At 67.5% G+C, this 15,909-nt stretch carries 12 protein-coding genes and 1 pseudogene; 7 read left to right on the top strand and 6 right to left on the bottom strand.

Features of this window, described 5'->3' with window-relative positions; genetic code table 11:
- Window positions 1-131 precede the first annotated feature (131 nt).
- The 4 genes from AB0B48_RS13160 (at window position 132) to AB0B48_RS13145 (ending at window position 4,309) form a co-directional block, all read left to right on the top strand.
- Window positions 132-1,106 carry a sugar ABC transporter permease gene (locus AB0B48_RS13160; protein ID WP_357200199.1) on the top strand — a complete coding sequence of 325 codons (975 nt, stop codon included), beginning with the start codon at window positions 132-134 and terminating at the stop codon, window positions 1,104-1,106.
- An 11-nt stretch (window positions 1,107-1,117) separates the two neighbouring features.
- Window positions 1,118-1,996 carry a carbohydrate ABC transporter permease gene (locus AB0B48_RS13155; protein WP_357200196.1) on the top strand — a complete coding sequence of 293 codons (879 nt, stop codon included), beginning with the start codon at window positions 1,118-1,120 and terminating at the stop codon, window positions 1,994-1,996.
- Between the two features lie 19 nt (window positions 1,997-2,015).
- Entirely contained in the window at window positions 2,016-2,195 is a 180-nt protein-coding gene (locus tag AB0B48_RS13150) for a hypothetical protein (protein WP_357200193.1), read from the top strand.
- A gap of 122 nt (window positions 2,196-2,317) precedes the next feature.
- The gene (locus AB0B48_RS13145) at window positions 2,318-4,309 is read left to right on the top strand and encodes a discoidin domain-containing protein (RefSeq protein ID WP_357200190.1); all 1,992 of its coding nucleotides are present in this window, start codon (window positions 2,318-2,320) and stop codon (window positions 4,307-4,309) included.
- Between the two features lie 948 nt (window positions 4,310-5,257).
- Here AB0B48_RS13145 and AB0B48_RS13140 read toward each other — a convergent pair.
- Window positions 5,258-5,923: pseudogene (locus tag AB0B48_RS13140) on the bottom strand (hypothetical protein); the annotation flags it as partial.
- 9 nt (window positions 5,924-5,932) lie between these two features.
- Window positions 5,933-6,796, bottom strand: coding sequence for an alpha/beta hydrolase (locus tag AB0B48_RS13135; RefSeq protein WP_357200187.1), 864 nt, complete (start codon window positions 6,794-6,796; stop codon window positions 5,933-5,935).
- 210 nt (window positions 6,797-7,006) lie between these two features.
- Here AB0B48_RS13135 and argJ point away from each other — a divergent pair, with 210 nt between their 5' ends.
- The gene (gene argJ / locus AB0B48_RS13130; RefSeq protein WP_357200184.1) at window positions 7,007-8,155 is read left to right on the top strand and encodes a bifunctional glutamate N-acetyltransferase/amino-acid acetyltransferase ArgJ; all 1,149 of its coding nucleotides are present in this window, start codon (window positions 7,007-7,009) and stop codon (window positions 8,153-8,155) included.
- Between the two features lie 66 nt (window positions 8,156-8,221).
- On the opposite strand, the gene AB0B48_RS13125 is transcribed toward argJ, so the two are convergent.
- Genes AB0B48_RS13125 through argH form a run of 4 tightly spaced genes read right to left on the bottom strand, consistent with a single transcriptional unit; the run spans window position 8,222 to window position 12,794 of the window.
- Window positions 8,222-9,067, bottom strand: a complete 846-nt coding sequence (locus AB0B48_RS13125) for a DMT family transporter (protein WP_357200182.1) — start codon at window positions 9,065-9,067, stop codon at window positions 8,222-8,224.
- A gap of 28 nt (window positions 9,068-9,095) precedes the next feature.
- Window positions 9,096-10,040 (bottom strand): methionyl-tRNA formyltransferase, encoded by a 945-nt coding sequence (locus tag AB0B48_RS13120; RefSeq protein ID WP_357200179.1) that lies wholly within the window; start codon window positions 10,038-10,040, stop codon window positions 9,096-9,098.
- Window positions 10,041-10,062: 22 nt separating this feature from the next.
- Window positions 10,063-11,244, bottom strand: a complete 1,182-nt coding sequence (locus AB0B48_RS13115; RefSeq protein WP_357200176.1) for an argininosuccinate synthase — start codon at window positions 11,242-11,244, stop codon at window positions 10,063-10,065.
- The gene (argH, locus tag AB0B48_RS13110; RefSeq protein WP_357200173.1) at window positions 11,241-12,794 is read right to left on the bottom strand and encodes an argininosuccinate lyase; all 1,554 of its coding nucleotides are present in this window, start codon (window positions 12,792-12,794) and stop codon (window positions 11,241-11,243) included. Before argH ends, AB0B48_RS13115 begins: the two co-directional genes overlap by 4 nt.
- An 870-nt stretch (window positions 12,795-13,664) precedes the next feature.
- Between argH and AB0B48_RS13105 the strand changes: the two genes are divergently transcribed.
- A complete protein-coding gene (locus AB0B48_RS13105) occupies window positions 13,665-14,441 on the top strand; it encodes an enoyl-CoA hydratase/isomerase family protein (RefSeq protein ID WP_357200170.1) in 777 nt (258 codons plus the stop codon).
- Between the two features lie 190 nt (window positions 14,442-14,631).
- Window positions 14,632-15,903 (top strand): asparagine synthase-related protein, encoded by a 1,272-nt coding sequence (locus AB0B48_RS13100; RefSeq protein WP_357200167.1) that lies wholly within the window; start codon window positions 14,632-14,634, stop codon window positions 15,901-15,903.
- Window positions 15,904-15,909: the final 6 nt, after the last annotated feature.

Below are 15,909 nucleotides of genomic sequence, written 5' to 3'. Positions count from 1 at the left end.
ATCTCCAGTGCCAGCCCGCACTGAACGACGCCTGCGCGTAGTGGCGGCTCGCGGGAATGTGACGCCCTGGCGGCAGCCGGGGGACGGGCTGCCGCCGATCCTTCCCCGCGAGAGCCAAGGACTCATCAACGGTGACGACGACCCTCACTCCCCCAACCCCGGGCGCCAACAAGCGAGCGCCCGGTCGATCCCCAACGCCGAGGCGCGGTACCGCCGCCCGCGGTCGGCCCGGCGACGGCCGGTTCGTCGCCGTCTGCCTGCTACCGGCGTTGGCACTGTTCGCGCTGTTCATGATCTGGCCGACGGTGAGCGTGTTCCGGATGTCGCTCTACACCTGGAGCGGCTATTCGGCACAGATGCGGTTCGTCGGCCTGGACAACTTCAGCAAGCTGATCGACGACGAGCAGTTCCTGCGCGCATTCCAGAACACAGTCGCGCTGCTCGTGGTCGTGACCGTGGTGACGATGGGGATGGGCCTGTTCCTCGCGGCCGTCATGACCCGCCAGAAGCTGCGCGGCCACACCTTCTACCGGTTCGTGCTCTACATCCCGAACGTGCTCTCGGTCGTCGTCATCGCGGCCATCTTCTCGGCCGTCTACGACCAGGAGAACGGCCTGCTCAACGGCACACTCCGGGCGCTCTCGCTGGACGGCCTGCAGCAGGTGTGGCTGGGTGACCAGAAGCTGGTGCTCTACTCGGTCGCGATCGCGATGCTGTGGCAGTCACTGGGCTACTACATGGTCATCTACATGTCCAGCATGGCGAGCATCCCGGAGGAGTTGTACGAGGCCTCGGCGCTCGACGGCGCGGCGGCCACCCGGCAGTTCTTCGCCGTCACGCTGCCGCTGATCTGGCAGAACCTGCGCACGACGCTGACCTTCTTCATCCTCAGCGCGGTCAACCTCAGCTTCGTACTGGTTCGGGCGATGACCGGTGGCGGCCCGGACGGCGCCTCCGAGGTGCTGCTCAGCTACATGTACAAGCAGGCGTACACGAACTCGGCCTACGGCTACGGCATGGCCATCGGCGTGGTGATCTTCGCTTTCTCGTTCCTCGTGTCGCTCCTGGTGAGCCGCGCGACCCGGCGTGAGCCCCTCCAGTTCTAGAGGACACTCCCATGACCACGATCAACAAATCCGGTCCGCGGCCCGGCCGTGGCCTCACCCACCTGCTCGTCGGTGGGATCACCCTGCTCATCATGATCCCGGTCGGCTGGGTGCTGGTGGCCTCGCTGAAGCGCAAGAGCGAGTTCTTCGGCAGCCCCTGGACCCTGCCCGAAGGCCTGCACCTGCAGAACTACGTCGACGCGTTCGGCGGCGCCCAGATGGGCCGCTACTTCGCCACGTCGGTCCTGGTCACCCTCCTCGGCCTGGTCTTCGTGCTGGCGGTCTCGGTGCCGGCGGCGTACGTCGTCGCCCGGTACGAGTTCCGTGGCAAGAGCATCGTCGAGGTGGCGTTGCTCGCCGGACTCTTCGTCAACGTCAACTACATCGTGGTGCCGATCTTCCTGATGCTTGTCGACTGGGACCGTGCGTTGGTCGACGTGTTCCCGGACGGGTTCTTCCTCGACAACCCGGCGGTGCTCTCGCTGGTCTACGCGGCGACCTCGATCCCGTTCACGATCTACCTGTTGAGTGCGTACTTCCGGTCGATTCCAGGGGACTTCGAGGAGGCCGCACTGCTGGACGGGGCATCCCGGTTCCGGATCATGACGCGGGTGATGCTGCCGATGGCCCGACCGGCGGTCACCACGGTGATCCTGTTCAACTTCCTGGCCTACTGGAACGACTTCGTCATCGCGCTGACGCTGCTGCCCGGCGAGGGCAAGACGTTGCAGGTCGGCCTGCTCAATCTGATGGCCGCCCAGAAGGCGGCTGCGGACCCTGGGCGGCTCTACGCCGGCATGGTCATCGTCATCGTGCCGGTGCTCCTCCTGTACGCGCTGATCCAGCGACGCCTGATCCAGGGCATGGCCGCCGGTGGTGTCAAGGGCTGAGGCCCGAGAAAGGGATGTCATGAAGGAACCGACACGTGCCGCTCTGCTCGTCGTCGCCCGGCTGCTGCTCGCGCTCGCCTGTGTCGTCACCGTGGTGGTCGTCCGACCCACGGTCGGGTGGGGCAACCTCGCGATCATGCTCGTGGCGCTCGCCGTCCTGATCGGTCTTCTCGCGGACTACAACAGAAAGTTCCGGTGAGCCGCGGCGTGCGGCGGGCCCGAGCTCCGCCGGGGGCGTTCCCTCCCGGCGTACGAACGAGACAGCGCAAGGAATTGAAAGACTCCCCCACCCCCCGACCACGCCCACGGTTAGGACTCTCGATGCGCCTGTTCAGGTCCTCGTTGGTGGCTTTGACCACGCTAGCCACCGCAGTACTGGTCGCCGCGCCCCCCGCCGCGGCAGCCGCCACGAACTACTACGTCGACTGCTCCGCGAGCACATCGGGCAGCGGCACCCAGGCCAGCCCCTGGAACAGCTTCACACCGGTGAACGCCAAGACGTTCGCCGCCGGAGATCAGATCCTGATCCGGCGGGGCACGACCTGCGCCAACCAGCAACTCTTTCCCAAGGGTTCCGGCGCGGCCGGCGCACCGATCATCATCGACGCGTACGGCAGTGGCGCCAAACCGGTACTGGCCGGCAACGGGGCTGTCGTCGACGTCGTGAAGCTCTACAACCAGCAGTACTGGGAGATCCGTAACCTGGATATCTCCAACAAGGGGTCGGCGATCGCCACCCGCCGCGGCGTGCACATCATCCGCGAGAACTCCGGCACCGGCACCTACTACCGGGTGACCGGGCTGAGCGTCCACGACGTCAACGGTAACCAGACCAAGAAGGACGACGACGCCAGCGCCGGCATCTTCTTCGAGGTCCTCGGACACACGGTGCAGACGAAGTTCGACGACGTGCTGATCAACAACAACACGATCGCCACCGTCGACCGCTACGGCATCCACTTCTGGACCCGCTGGATGGTCCGGCCGGAGCTGGCCAATCCCAACTGCGGCTCCACCTGCGGCACCTGGCTTCCGCAGACCCGGGTCGTCGTCCGCGGCAACACGGTCACCGACATCGGCGGCGACGCCATCGACGTGCACCACACCCAGAGCGCCCTGGTCGAGAACAACCGGGTCGACGGCTTCCGGGTCCGCGAGCCCGCGCAGTGCGCCGCCGGCATCTGGGGCTGGAACATCAACGACGCCCTGTTCCAGTTCAACGAGGTCAGCGGCGGCCGGAGCACCTGCGACGGGCAGGGCTTCGACCTGGACGAGGGCAACATCCGCACCATCTACCAGTACAACTACAGCCACGACAACGAGGGCGGCTTCATCCTGCTCTGCAACGGTGGGGGTTCGACCACCAAAGACAACATCGTGCGCTACAACATCAGCCAGAACGACAGAGGCCAGATCTTCGACCTGGTCTGCGGCAAGCTCACCAACACGAAGATCTACAACAACGTCTTCTACGTGGGCCAGGCGGCCCAGATCATCAACAACAGCAACGGCTCGACGGGCGCCAACGCCGAGTTCTACAACAACATCTTCTATGTGACCACGACCCAGGCCAGCTACAACGCCGGGGGGCTGCTGTTCGACTCCAACGTGTTCTACGGCCAGCACCCGGCCGGCGAGCCCGCCGACCCGAACAAGATCACGGCCGACCCGCTGTTCGTCGCGCCGGGCGCCGCCACCTCGATCGGTGACGCCGGCGGCTACCGGCTCCGCGCCGGCTCGCCGGCGCTGGCCAGTGGCCAGGTCATGACCAGCCCGGGCAGCCGCGACTACTTCGGCAGCACCGTCACCCCGGGTTGCCGTCCGGACCGGGGCGCACACCAGCTGAGCACCGTCTGCGTGCCCAGCGCCGGCGTCATTCCCCGCACCGGCTGGTCGCTGAAGTACGTGGACAGCCAGGAGACGGCCGCCGAGAACGGGGCCGCGACCAACGCCTTCGACGGCAACCTCAGCACCATCTGGCACACGAAGTACACCGGCGGTAACGCCCCGATGCCCCACGAGATCCACATCAACCTCGGGGCGAGCTACTCCGTCTCCGGTATCCGCTACCTGCCCCGGCAGGACGGAGGCTCCGGCGCTGCCAACGGACGCATCGGCCAGTACGAGGCCTACGTCAGCACTGACGGCGTCAACTGGGGAACCGCCGTGGCCACCGGCACCTTCGCCAACAACGCCAGCCAGAAGGAGGTCCGGTTCACCGCGAAAACGGGCCAGTATCTGCGACTGCGCGCCCTGAGCGAGGTCAACGGCAACCCGTGGACCACCGCCGCGGAGATCTACGCCCTCAACTGACCGGCACATCAGGGAGCCTCCGGCATCACGCCGGAGGCTCCTTGGCGTACCCATGGTTGGGCTCACCACCTCGGGGTGGCGCAACCGCCTCGGTCACCGCCAGACCCTGTCCGCGATGTCGTAGACCATCGTGCGGTCGACCTGCTTCGGAAGCGACTGGCCGAGCCGCCACGACCCGGACGTGGCGTGTAGATCGACAGTCACCGAGCCCGCCGTCGCGGCGCCCAACTGGCCGACCCAATGCCGGCTCTCCTCGATCAGCCTCTGCACGGCCTCGACGTCGGGCGCCGTCACCTCCACCACCGTGGTGTCGACAAGCGCCGAGCCGACCAGCAAGGCCAGGAGCCGGCCGAGGACCGCCGCGGGCACCGCGCGGTCCGTCGTTTCGACGAGCACGTAGCAGTCGTCGTGCCCGGAGAACAGCAGGCGTGAGCCTGCCAGCGTGGGCAGGACCGGCTCGTCGTACGTGGCCGTTCCGATGACGACGATCATCTCGTCGACCCGCTCGGCGGAAGGCGTACCTGGCACGTCGACAAGTGTCAGCTCGTAGGGGTACCAGCCGGCCAGGAACCGGGGCAGCTGCTCCCGGCGGATCAGCAGGGTCTCTTCGCTGAGGCCGACGACCCCGGCCGCCAGCGCAGCGACCTGGTGCGTCTCGAAACTGACGCCCTGCTCCGCCGCGATCCGCGACGGCCGCCACTGCTGATACTCCTCGTCCAGGAAGCTGTTGGTCTCCAGGCCGACTACCATGATGGTGTCGTTCCCGGCGAGCATGAGCACGTCGGCCAGCTCGGCGGCCTGCGCCGCGGTCGCGGTCACCATCCAGGAGCCGCCTGCCTCGCGAACGCTGAAGCTCAACGGAAAGGGCGCGCGTTCCAGTCCCACGCTGTTGGTGGAGAACGCGCCGTGGGGTCCGACCTCTATCGTCGCGGCGCCGTCCCCGGCGATCGGGTAGCCGATCTCGGTGAGGTCCACCCGCAGGTCGGCGACGGTGAGCTGCGGGTTCAGGGCCCTTGTCACGGTGTCGGTGAGCGGTCGATGGGCGACGACGTGCTCGACTGCCGCACGGTCCACCGCCATCTCGTAGTAGTCGGCGGCGAACTCCACGAAGCGGTCGACGATGTCGTCGAACAGGATGTCGAGCAAGCCGGACCCGTCCGGGCCGGCGTCGTCGTACGGCCCGCTCGGTGGTGGGAAGGCGATGCCGTCGCCGGCGTGCCAGCGATCGTCCCCCGCGAGCCGCCACAGCACGGTCGTCGCGACGAGTTGCCCGTCCTCGTCGCAGAAGGCGGGTTCCGTCAGCTGTGGACGCAGCACCTCCGGTACCCCGTCGACCAGGGCCGGCCACAGCTCGTGGTTCGGATGACAGTACGGCGACATCGCCGACTCATGATCGAAGAGTCGGATGAATGCGCCGTCGGCGGTGAACACGACGGCCCACTCGTCGCCGCTGCCGTTACTCATCGACGCCGCCTCGTCCGGGCCCCAGTTCGAGGTGTAGGCGTAGTAGGGATCCCCGCCGTCGATGATGCGCTCGAGCACTGCCAGCGCCTTGCAGCGCTGCCGCAGCAGGTCGATGTCGGGAAGTTTGGCGGCGACGTCGTAGGCGGTCACCGGGTCACCCTAGTGAGGCGGCAGCACCCCGGTCCCGGGGGCGAGGACCCGGGTGAAGAACGCCAGGGTGTCGCGGATCAGCGGCTCCAGCGGCACCCCGCCGAAGCAGTGGTCGGCCCCCTGCACCACCGACAACTCGACCTCGGCACCCGCCTTGGTCAACGCTGCGGCAAGTTCTTCGCTCTGCCCCACCGGTACGACCAGGTCCTGGTCGCCGTGGATCAGCAGCATCGGTGGGGCCTGGCCGGTGACGTAGGTGATCGGACTTGCCGCCCGGCCCAGCCCCGGGTTGCCTGGCAACGGGGCGCCGATCAGGAGCGACTCGGGTGAGTCGTCCGCGTCGTGGTCGATCGTCCCGGACGGGTGCGCCTGCGACTGCATGGCCAATAGGTTCGACGGCGCGTACCAGCAGACCGCTGCCCGAACGCGGGTGTCGTCCTGGTCGTCCCCCGTCAGCGCGACCATCGACGCCAGGTGACCACCGGCCGACTCGCCCCACACCCCGATCCGCTCGCCGTCCACGCCCACCGTGCCGCCGTGCCGGCGCAACCAACGCACCGCCGCCTTGACGTCGTCGAGTTGGGCGGGGAAGTGCGCCTCGCCGCTGAGCCGGTACTGCACGGAGGCGACAGCGAACCCGGCCCGGATGGCGGCGGTGAACGGATCCACAGTCATCAACCAGTCCGGCGGCTGCTTGGGCGAGCCGAACAGCCACGCGCCGCCGTGGATCCACACCAGGACCGGGGCCGGTCGGGGTGCCGTCACCGGCACGACGAGGTCCAACGTCAGCGGGCGGAAGCCCGGGACCTCGTGCACGACGAAGTCACGGTGCTCAATCCGGTCGTTCCAGCGCGGGGGTTCCGACTCGGTCATCGCGTCATCGTCGCACCGACGGTCCGGGCGTGCCGACCAGCCGACCATCCCCGGACCGGAACCACCAGCGTCGGTACGCTCCGCGCCGGCCTCTGCCGAGCTCACGGCGAGCCCGGCAGACAGACAGCCCATTGATACCGTGGGTTACGAGGCGTGTCTGTTGCGTTCGAGGGCCACGACCGGGCCGAGATGAGAAGGATGGAGCAGCACATGATCGTTCCGCAGGGGTTCCGCGCGGTGGTCGCGAACGCCGGGCTCAAGGACGACGAGGACGACTTCACCGCCCTGGTCTCCGAGGTGCCTGCGGTCAGCGCCGCGGTATTCACCCGCTCCCGGTTCGCCGGCCCTAGCGTCGTGCTCAGCCGTTCGGCGGCGTCGACGTCGTCTGCCCGCGGCGTCGTGGTGCTCTCCCGCAACGCGAACGTGGCCACCGGCAAAGAAGGGCTGGAGAACGCCCGAGAGGTGCGGTCCACGGTCGCTCGCGCCGTCGGTCTGGACGACGACGAGCTGCTCATCGCGTCGACCGGGGTGATCGGCAAGCAATATCCGATGCCGAGGGTCCGGCAGCGCCTGGCCGAGCTTCGGTGGCCCTTTCCGCCTGCCGATTTCGACCGGGTCGCGCGGGCGATCATGACCACCGACACCACGCCCAAGGTGGTGCGGGTCAGCTGCGGGGCGGCGAGCATCGTCGGCGTCGCGAAGGGCGTCGGCATGATCGAACCGAACATGGCGACCCTGTTGACGTTCTTCTGCACGGACGCCCGCATCGAGTCGGCCGACCTGGACCGGGTGTTCCGGTCGGTCATCGCTCGCACGTTCAACGCGGTCAGCATCGACACCGACACCTCCACCAGCGACACCGCTGCCATCTTCGCCAACGGCCTGGCCGGGCCGGTCGATCTGGACGAGTTCGAGCAGGCGTTGTACTCCGTCGCACTGGACCTGGTGCGGATGGTCGCCCGCGACGGTGAGGGTGCCAGCAAGCTCATCGAGGTCCGGGTCGGCGGTGCCCGCGACGGCGAGCAGGCCAAGCGGGTGGGCAAGGCCATCGTCAACTCGCCGCTGGTCAAGACGGCCGTGCACGGCGCGGACCCGAACTGGGGCCGGGTGGCCATGGCGATCGGCAAGTGCGAGGACGACGAGGACATCGACCAGGAACGGGTACGGATCGGTTTCGGCGGTATCGAGGTCTATCCGGCGCAGGCCACTGAGGAGACCCTGGTTCGGCTGCGGCGCCACCTCGAAGGCGACGACGTCGTGATCGAGGTCGACCTGGGGATCGGCGACGGCGCTTTCACCGTGTACGGGTGCGACCTCACTGACGGATACATCCGGATCAACGCTGACTACACCACCTGAGTGCCGACGCATCCGGGCGGTACCCCACGAGGTACCGCCCGGATGGTCGTGGCCGAACCGCGCGGGTCAGCGGGACGCCAGCAGGAACACCCCGACCAGCGCCAGGACGACACCTGCCCACTGCACCCGGGTGGCGCGTTCGCGCAACACGACCCGCGCGAGCAGGAGCGTGCTGACCGGGTAGAGCGATGCCAGCAGGCCCACCACGGACAGGTAGCCCTCACGGACCGCCAGCAGATACAGCACGCTCGACAGCATGTCCAGACCACCGGAGAGCAGGGCCAGCAGCACCGTGTTCCGGGGGGCTCTGATCGGCCAACGACCGATCGGCCAGGCGAGCACGAGCAGTGTCAACGAGGCGCATCTGGCGGCCACCAGTGGCCACAGCCCCGACCCGTCCCCGGTACGGGACAGCAGCACGAAGAACAGGCCGAAGCCGGCACCGGCCGCCAACGCACCGGCCACGGTCCGCAGGTGCGATTGTCGACCCGGCCGGTCGCCGCCCGAGGTGACCGAGACGCAGGGGATGGCGATCAGTCCGCAGGCCAGTCCGGCCGCCCCGATCACCGACACGGTGTCCCCACCGGCCAGGCCGACGAGGACGGGCAGGATCGCGGCCATGGCGGCGGTGGTCGGAGCGACCACGCTCATCACTCCGTGGGCGAGGCAGTGATAGAGCAGCATGGCGCCGACGCTGCCGGCCAACCCGGCCAGTGCCCCCCAGCCGGCGTCGGCGGCCCGGAGGTCTCCGCCGCCAACGGTCCCGACGAACACCACGGCGGTCGCCAGCCCTGCCATGTTCGACCAGAGCACGACGGTCACCGCCGCGGCGCGCTTGGTGGCGAAGCCGCCGACGAAGTCGGCGGCTCCCAGAACCGTTGCCGAAGCCAGCGACATCAGAATGCTGAACATGTTCCGCCTTGGGTTGTCGGTGGCCGGATCAGTGAGATGTCAGATAGCCCCCCATTGACGTGAAGTAGGCGCGCGCCGGCAGCTCCGTGCCATCGTCCGTGCGCACCTGGAGGATCCTCAACCCCTGCTCACGTCCGGTGTGGGCATCCGGTCCGCACACCACGACCACGCCGTTTCCCTCGGGGCAGAAGATCCGGCCCGGCGTCCCTCCGTAGCGCTTGGACGACACAGCCGCTGCGGTAACTCGCAGCCGGACACCGTTGTGGTAGGCAAAAGCGTTCGGGTAGGGGTCGCTCTGCGCCCGGATCAGATTGGCCAACCGGTCGGCCGGCCACGTCCAGTGGATTCGGCTGTCCTCCACCGATCGCTTGTGGAAGAACGTCGCCTGGGCCGGGTCCTGGCTGATCCACTGCCCGGTGCCGCTCTCGATGAGGTCCAGCGCCGACAGGGTGATCTCCGGGAAAATCTCGATGGTGCGCTCGAACAGGTTCGTCACAGTGTCCTTGTCGCTCACCTCGACCCGGCGCTGCAACACGATCTCGCCGAGGTCGAAATCATCGTTCATGAAGTGCACGGTGACCCCGACCTCGCGTTCACCGTTGATCATCGCCCAGTTCAGTGGGGCGAAGCCGCCGTAACGAGGCAGCAGGGCGTCGTGGACGTTGATCGCCCCGTGCCGCGCCAGGCCGTACACGGCCGGCGACAGCCAGGTCCGCCAGTCCGACGACACGATGATGTCCGGGGCCAGCTCCCGCAGCCGTGCGGCGACCTCGTCGTCATTGGCGTACTGACGGACCAGGATCGGCAGGTCGTGCTTCTCGGCCAGGTCGACCACCGAGTCGTTCCAGATGGTTTCGTACTCGTGCCCGCTGTCGGGATGGGTGATGACCTGCACCACCTCATGGCGGGAGTCCATCAGCGCCTGCAGCACTCGATGCCCCCACGTCTGGTAGCCCATGAACACTACTCGCACGGGTGTCGCTCCTCTCTGCTTCTCAGGCCCGGTGGCCGGCGGTCAGCGGCAGCGACCACACGTAGGCGAAGCCGGCACCCGCCTGGTGATCGAACTGGTCGCCGGCTTCGTAGGTGGCCATCGCCCGGCTGTAGCGGGAGTTCGGTGAGGACCGACTGACCACCGTGCAGTTCCCCTTGAACATGTCCACGGCGATCTCGCCGGTCACCGCCGGCTGAAGGGTCGCCACGAATCCGTCGAGGGCCCGACGCAGGTCGCTGAACCAGTACCCGTAGTAGACGAGTTCGGCGTATCGCAGGGCGATGGACTGCTTGTGGTGCAGTGTTTCGCGGTCCAGCACCAGCGACTCCAACTCCGCGTGCGCGGCCATCAGCACGGTTGCCGCCGGCGCCTCGTAGATGCCCCGGGTCTTGAATCCGACGATCCGGCTCTCGGTGATGTCGATCCGACCGATGCCGTGCGGCGCCGCGAGCGCGTTGAGGCGGCCGACCAGAGTGCTCAGACCCAGCGACTGACCGTCGAGGCTCACCGGAACACCCCCGGTGAAGCCGATCCGTACGCGGGTCGGCTCGTCCGGTGCCTGGCGAGGATCACCGGTCAGCTGCCACGCGTCGGCCGGCGGCGGCTGGGCGACGTCGTCGAGCTCGCCACACTCGATACTGGTCCCCCAGACGTTCGTGTCGATGCTGTAGGGCTTCTCCTTGCCGACAGGCACCGGGATGCCGTGCTTCTCGGCGTAGGCCAGCTCGTCCTCGCGGGTCTTCAACTCCCAGTCGATCACCGGTGCCAGCACCGTCAGCGACGGGTCGAGCGCCGCCACACTGGTGAAGAAGCGGACCTGGTCATTGCCCTTGCCCGTGGCGCCGTGCGCTACCGCGTCCGCGCCGACGGCGTGCGCGATCTCGACCATCCGCTGTGCGATCAGGGGTCGGGACAGCGGCGCGGCCAGCAGGTACTTGTTCTCGTACCGGGCGTGTGCCTGGAGGGCGGGCAACGCGAAGTCGGTCAGGAACCGATCGGTCAGTGGCTCCGCCCGTACCTCGGACGCGCCGGTCCGCAGGGCGCGCTCGCGCACGTCCGGTACGGATTCGAGCTGCCCGATGTCGGCGCAGAAGGCGATCACCTCGGCGTCGTACCGGTCGCGCAGCCAGTGCAGCGCCACCGATGTGTCCAGGCCACCGGAGTAGGCGAGAACGATCTTCATGACTGCTCCTGTCCAGGGTGGTCGTGCGCGAGTTCGTCGAGGACAGCGGCGAGTGTCTTGTCGATCGGGGCGCCGCCCGCCACGTCGTCGGCACCGCGCAGCGTGCCGGCGCGGGCCGCGGCCAGGCCGTCGCGACGGGTACGGCTCCAGCCACGGTGTGCGGTGGAACTGGTGCGCAGCTCCGCAGCGACGTCCATAACGCTGGCGGTGGAGGTGCCACCACCACTGGTGTAGCCGTTCACGGCGTTCAGTGGCGCGAGCAGCTCACCGAGCACGTCCACGGCGACCGGATGGCCCTCGTCGGCCAGCATCGACGACACCAGCTCGAGGTCGCGCAGCGTCGCCTGCCGGCTGATCAGCTGACCGACCACCTTGCCGACGATGTGATGCGACTGGCGGAACGACACCCCGGCCGCCGACACGAGATGGTTGGCCAGCTCGGTGGCGGTCGAGAAGTTGTCCCAGCACAGCTCCTCGCCGCGCTGCGGGTCGAAGCGAAGAGTACGGGTCTGGCTCTCCACCACGCGCAGGGTGGACAGGTACGAGTCGATGCTCTGCCACAGGAACGGCTTGTCCTCCTGGAGGTCGCAGCTGTACCCGAGCGTGACGCCCTTGACCGCTGTCAGCAGTTGCACCAGCACTCCGGTGGCCCGGCCGGACCGTCCGCGTACCAGCTCGGCGACCACCGGGTTCTTCTTCTGCGGCATGATGGAACTGCCCGTGGTGAAGGCGTCCCCCACCTCGCAGAGCCGGTACTCGTGACCGCTCCACATGACGATCTCTTCCGCCATGCGTGACAGGTTGTTGCTGCCGAGGGCGAAGGCCGCAGCCGCTTCGATCATGTGGTCGCGGGCGCTGGTGGCGTCCAGGGCGTGGCTGAGCACCCGGTCGAAGCCCAGGAGCTGTGCGGTCGCCTCACGGTCGAGCGGGAAGGAGGTGCCGGCGAGCGCGCAGGCTCCGAGCGGTGACTCGTTGACCCGACCGAAGGCGTCCCGCAGACGGCGCACATCACGCAGCAGCGCGCTGGCGTGTGCCGTCCGCCAGAAGGCGACGCTGATCGGCTGGGCGGCCTGGCTGTGGGTGTACCCCGGCAGCACCGTGCGGAAATCCTGATCGGTGAGCTGCGTCAGCCGGTCGATCAGGTCGAGGTTGGCGTCGATCGCCTCGAGGAGGACGTCGCGGAGGTACATCCGGGCATCGGTGGACACCTGATCGTTGCGGGACCGGGCCGTGTGCATCCGGCCACCGACGTCCAGCCCCAGCTCCTCGATGACCATCTGCTCGACGTTGAGGTGGACGTCCTCGTACTCGGCTCGCAGCGTGAGCGCGCCGTCTCGATGTTGCTGGTCCAGCTTGGCCAACGTCGCGACGATGGATCGCGCCGCATCCTGCGGGACGATGCCCTGACGGGCCAGCAGCAGCACGTGTGCGATGTTCTGCCACAGGTCGTGTGGGATCAGCCGGACGTCGATGTCAACAGTGAGCGTGTAGTCGAGCACCTCGGGTGTGATGTCTTCCTCGAAGCGACCGCCCCAGAGCTTCTGGGTCATCGGACACGCCTTTCCGGGCCCGTCGGGACCTCATGTCGCAACGCCATGGCTTTTGTTTTGCGCAGGCGTCATCCATTCTGCGGCCAATTGAGCGCAGAATTGTCGAACAATTGTTTTCTATTGAGGCGGTGCAGCCCGGCTCACCGACCAGTGCGGATTAGGGCAGCGACTACCACAGGTCGACGACAAAGGCGACCGGGATATGCTGCGAATTTCGGGAGGAGGTCGCGTCGGATGCTCGTGGCTTTATGGCGACCGCCTGTTTCCGTTTGTCACAACCCCGACATCTGGCGGGCCGACCCTCCATGCAGTCGACCAACATCCCGGGACCGAGTGGGGACCGGCGCAGGCAATGGCGTCGACGAAAGCAGCGCTTCCGTCGAGCTGATCACTCTTTGTCTGATTTCAAACACCCCGCGTATTGTTCACGTCTCTGACCTGCCGATATGCCCGAGCCCCAGCCCGCACTGACCGTCCACGTGCGACCACACTATGTCAGGGGGCGTTGGGGCGGGTGCCCCTTCTCGCCATCTGGGAGCGATTCTCGATGCGGTGGGGACAGCACCCCCGACGGTGAGTAGAAATTGACCGAAACATGCGCTGATCGCCAGCTGGGCCGGCGTTGAACGAACAACAAGGCTTCGAAATTGCGGCTATTGACATTGAGCGCGATGATGCACAAAATGAGGGTTATCTGAGCAAGGCCGGCGCAGCAATGGCCCGCCATTGCCACCAGCCGCGCTCCTGTCGTACTGTGCTTGACGATCCCGCCGCTCTTCGCCGTACGCCGGCGTGTCTTGAGCTGCCCGGCCGGTCTTGCGGCACCGCTACGCCGGGAGCGACACCAACCAGTCGGAAGAGCGGAAGCGAATGTCAGCGGAATTGAGCACGCAGACCTATTTCAGCCTCGACGTCTCCGAGGGCGTGGCCGTGGTGGAGTTCTCCGAGGGCCACCGGCACAACATGTGGTCGATGCCCCGGATGCGGGCGCTGACCGAGACGGTTCGCGAGCTCGACGCCCCGGACGTCCGTGCGGTCGTGCTGTTCAGCGGCGTCGACAGGTCCTTCGGCGTGGGGGGCGACTTCCACGAGACGTCGACGTTCCGAGGCGGCGACGAGGTCGATGAGTGGATTGATCACATCACCGACCTGTACGTCGCCTGTCTACAGCTCAACCGCCCACTGGTGGTGGCGATCGACGGCTTCGCGATCGGTATCGGGCTACAGATCGCGCTCACCGCGGACTACCGGGTGGGCAGCGACCGCTGCGTGCTGAAGATGCCGGAGTTCCAGGTGGGCATCGCCTGCACCTTCGGTGGATACATGCTCGAGCGGTCCGTGGGCCGCAGCGTCATGCAGCAGATGCTGATGTCCAGCGCGGACTGGTCGGCCGAGCGGAGCCTGCAGGACAAGTTGCTTCACGACGTGGTCCCGGTGGATCGGCTGTTGTCCGTCGCCGTGCAGCGGGCCCGGTCCTTCGCGGCCTACCCGACGGCCGGTTTCCGGAGCACCAAACCGTACCTGAACAGGGGGTTCGTCGACGGGCTCGAACAGCTTCGAGTCATCGGCAAGCAGGCGCACCGCGCGGCATTCGCCGCCGGTGAGGCGCAGCGCAACATGCGACAGGTCATCGACAGCAGTCGGTGACGTCGCAGACCATCGACGCGGAAGGAACACCATCATGGCGGCCAGCAGGTGGGCGGCGGTCGGAAACTGCGATCTGACCCCTCTGGAACGGATAAGACCCGCTGTCCACGTCGGTGACCTGAGAGTTCACACCAGCGGGTTCGCGGGTGACAGCCCACGCGCCACGCCGTTGGAGATCGATGTGCGGACGATGTCGGTCCGGACCGCGAACGGCGGTGCCACACCCGCCCCGACCGAGCCCGACAGGGCGCGGATCTTCGTCGACGAGGACCGCGTCGTCGTGCGGACCACAGCACTGAACGAGGATGCCATCTACCTGGCGGTCAACCGGTCTCAGGGCAAGCTCGCCTACTTCACCGACCTGTTCCTGGCCCCGCTGATCCTGCCCGCGCTCGGTCTGCCCGTCGAGGTCCGCCCGGAGGGACCTCAGCCGCTCAGCGACGAGACCGCACTGCTGCACGTCAGCCGGATACCGTTCGGCGCGGTGCAGGAGGGCAGGCGGCTGCGCGACGGATGGACCCTACACACCACAGTGGCCGACGATCCCCTGCGGCATCTGCGTCGTCCCGGGCGTACCGACGCGCTGCAAGCCGGAGAGGATCAGGTCAGTGCCCTGCAGGAGCAGATTCAGTCGATAGCCCGAGACCGACCGCTCGACCGGTTCGCGACCCTCCTGTCCGGCGGCATCGACTCCGGCACTGTCACAGTGCTCGCCGCCTCGGAGGGGCTCGCCTTGACGCCGTACAGCGCCGGCACTCCCTGGGGTGACGAGTTCGACGACGCCGCGGAGCTGGGCGATCACCTGGGTCTCTCCGTGCGCCGGGTCGAGCTGTCCGAGGAACGCATCCTGGCTGCCGTCCCGCAGGCCATCCGAGGGCTGGGTGTCACGGAGCCCGAGGTGGTGGAGGTCGCGCTGACCGCGACGGCGCTCTACGACGGGACCGAGATCCCGCGCGACGAGGTGCTGCTGACCGGATATGGGAGCGACCTCATCAACGCCGGCATCTACCGTCCGTTCAGCATCCCGGAGGAGCTGATCGATCAGACGATCGCGGCCATCCACCAGACCCGGTTCACCAACGAGTTGTCCAGCCGGCTGCCGTTGGCGTACGGCCGGGAAGTCCACCACCCGTTCTGGGCGTGGCCGGTGATCCAGGTCGCCCTGGACACGGCGCCGGACTGCAAGGTGCGCGACGGGAGGGAGAAGTTCCACCTTCGCCAGGCCATGAGCCGACGGGTGTCGCACGACATCGCCTGGCGTCGCAAGATCGCCGTTCATCACGGCGGCGGTCTTCAGCGAGGGGTCGTGAAGCGACTCGAGGCGGATGCCCCCGGCGTCGACCGTTCCGCGATCTACCTTGCCTGTTTCCGCGCACTGGTGAACCTGGCGCAGGAAGGGTCGATCGACGACTGGGACCCACTTCAGGTGTACGAGCGCGGCATCGCCGACGCCCGGCGCTGACCACCC

The sequence above is a fragment of the Micromonospora sp. NPDC049089 genome (genome assembly GCF_040648775.1).
Lineage (GTDB): Bacteria > Actinomycetota > Actinomycetes > Mycobacteriales > Micromonosporaceae > Micromonospora.
The sequence above is the reverse complement of the archived record's forward strand: the minus strand, read 5'-3'. Positions and strand labels throughout refer to the sequence as shown.

Bases quoted from the DNA above. Each gene is read 5' to 3' on its own strand.
- AB0B48_RS13105 (WP_357200170.1), top strand. From the start codon at position 13,665: ATGTCAGCGGAATTGAGCACGCAGACCTATTTCAGCCTCGACGTCTCC.
- argJ (WP_357200184.1), top strand. From the start codon at position 7,007: ATGATCGTTCCGCAGGGGTTCCGCGCGGTGGTCGCGAACGCCGGGCTC.
- AB0B48_RS13155 (WP_357200196.1), top strand. From the start codon at position 1,118: ATGACCACGATCAACAAATCCGGTCCGCGGCCCGGCCGTGGCCTCACC.
- AB0B48_RS13150 (WP_357200193.1), top strand. From the start codon at position 2,016: ATGAAGGAACCGACACGTGCCGCTCTGCTCGTCGTCGCCCGGCTGCTG.
- AB0B48_RS13115 (WP_357200176.1), bottom strand. From the start codon at position 11,244: ATGAAGATCGTTCTCGCCTACTCCGGTGGCCTGGACACATCGGTGGCG.
- argH (WP_357200173.1), bottom strand. From the start codon at position 12,794: ATGACCCAGAAGCTCTGGGGCGGTCGCTTCGAGGAAGACATCACACCC.
- AB0B48_RS13145 (WP_357200190.1), top strand. From the start codon at position 2,318: ATGCGCCTGTTCAGGTCCTCGTTGGTGGCTTTGACCACGCTAGCCACC.
- AB0B48_RS13135 (WP_357200187.1), bottom strand. From the start codon at position 6,796: ATGACCGAGTCGGAACCCCCGCGCTGGAACGACCGGATTGAGCACCGT.
- AB0B48_RS13100 (WP_357200167.1), top strand. From the start codon at position 14,632: ATGTCGGTCCGGACCGCGAACGGCGGTGCCACACCCGCCCCGACCGAG.
- AB0B48_RS13125 (WP_357200182.1), bottom strand. From the start codon at position 9,067: ATGTTCAGCATTCTGATGTCGCTGGCTTCGGCAACGGTTCTGGGAGCC.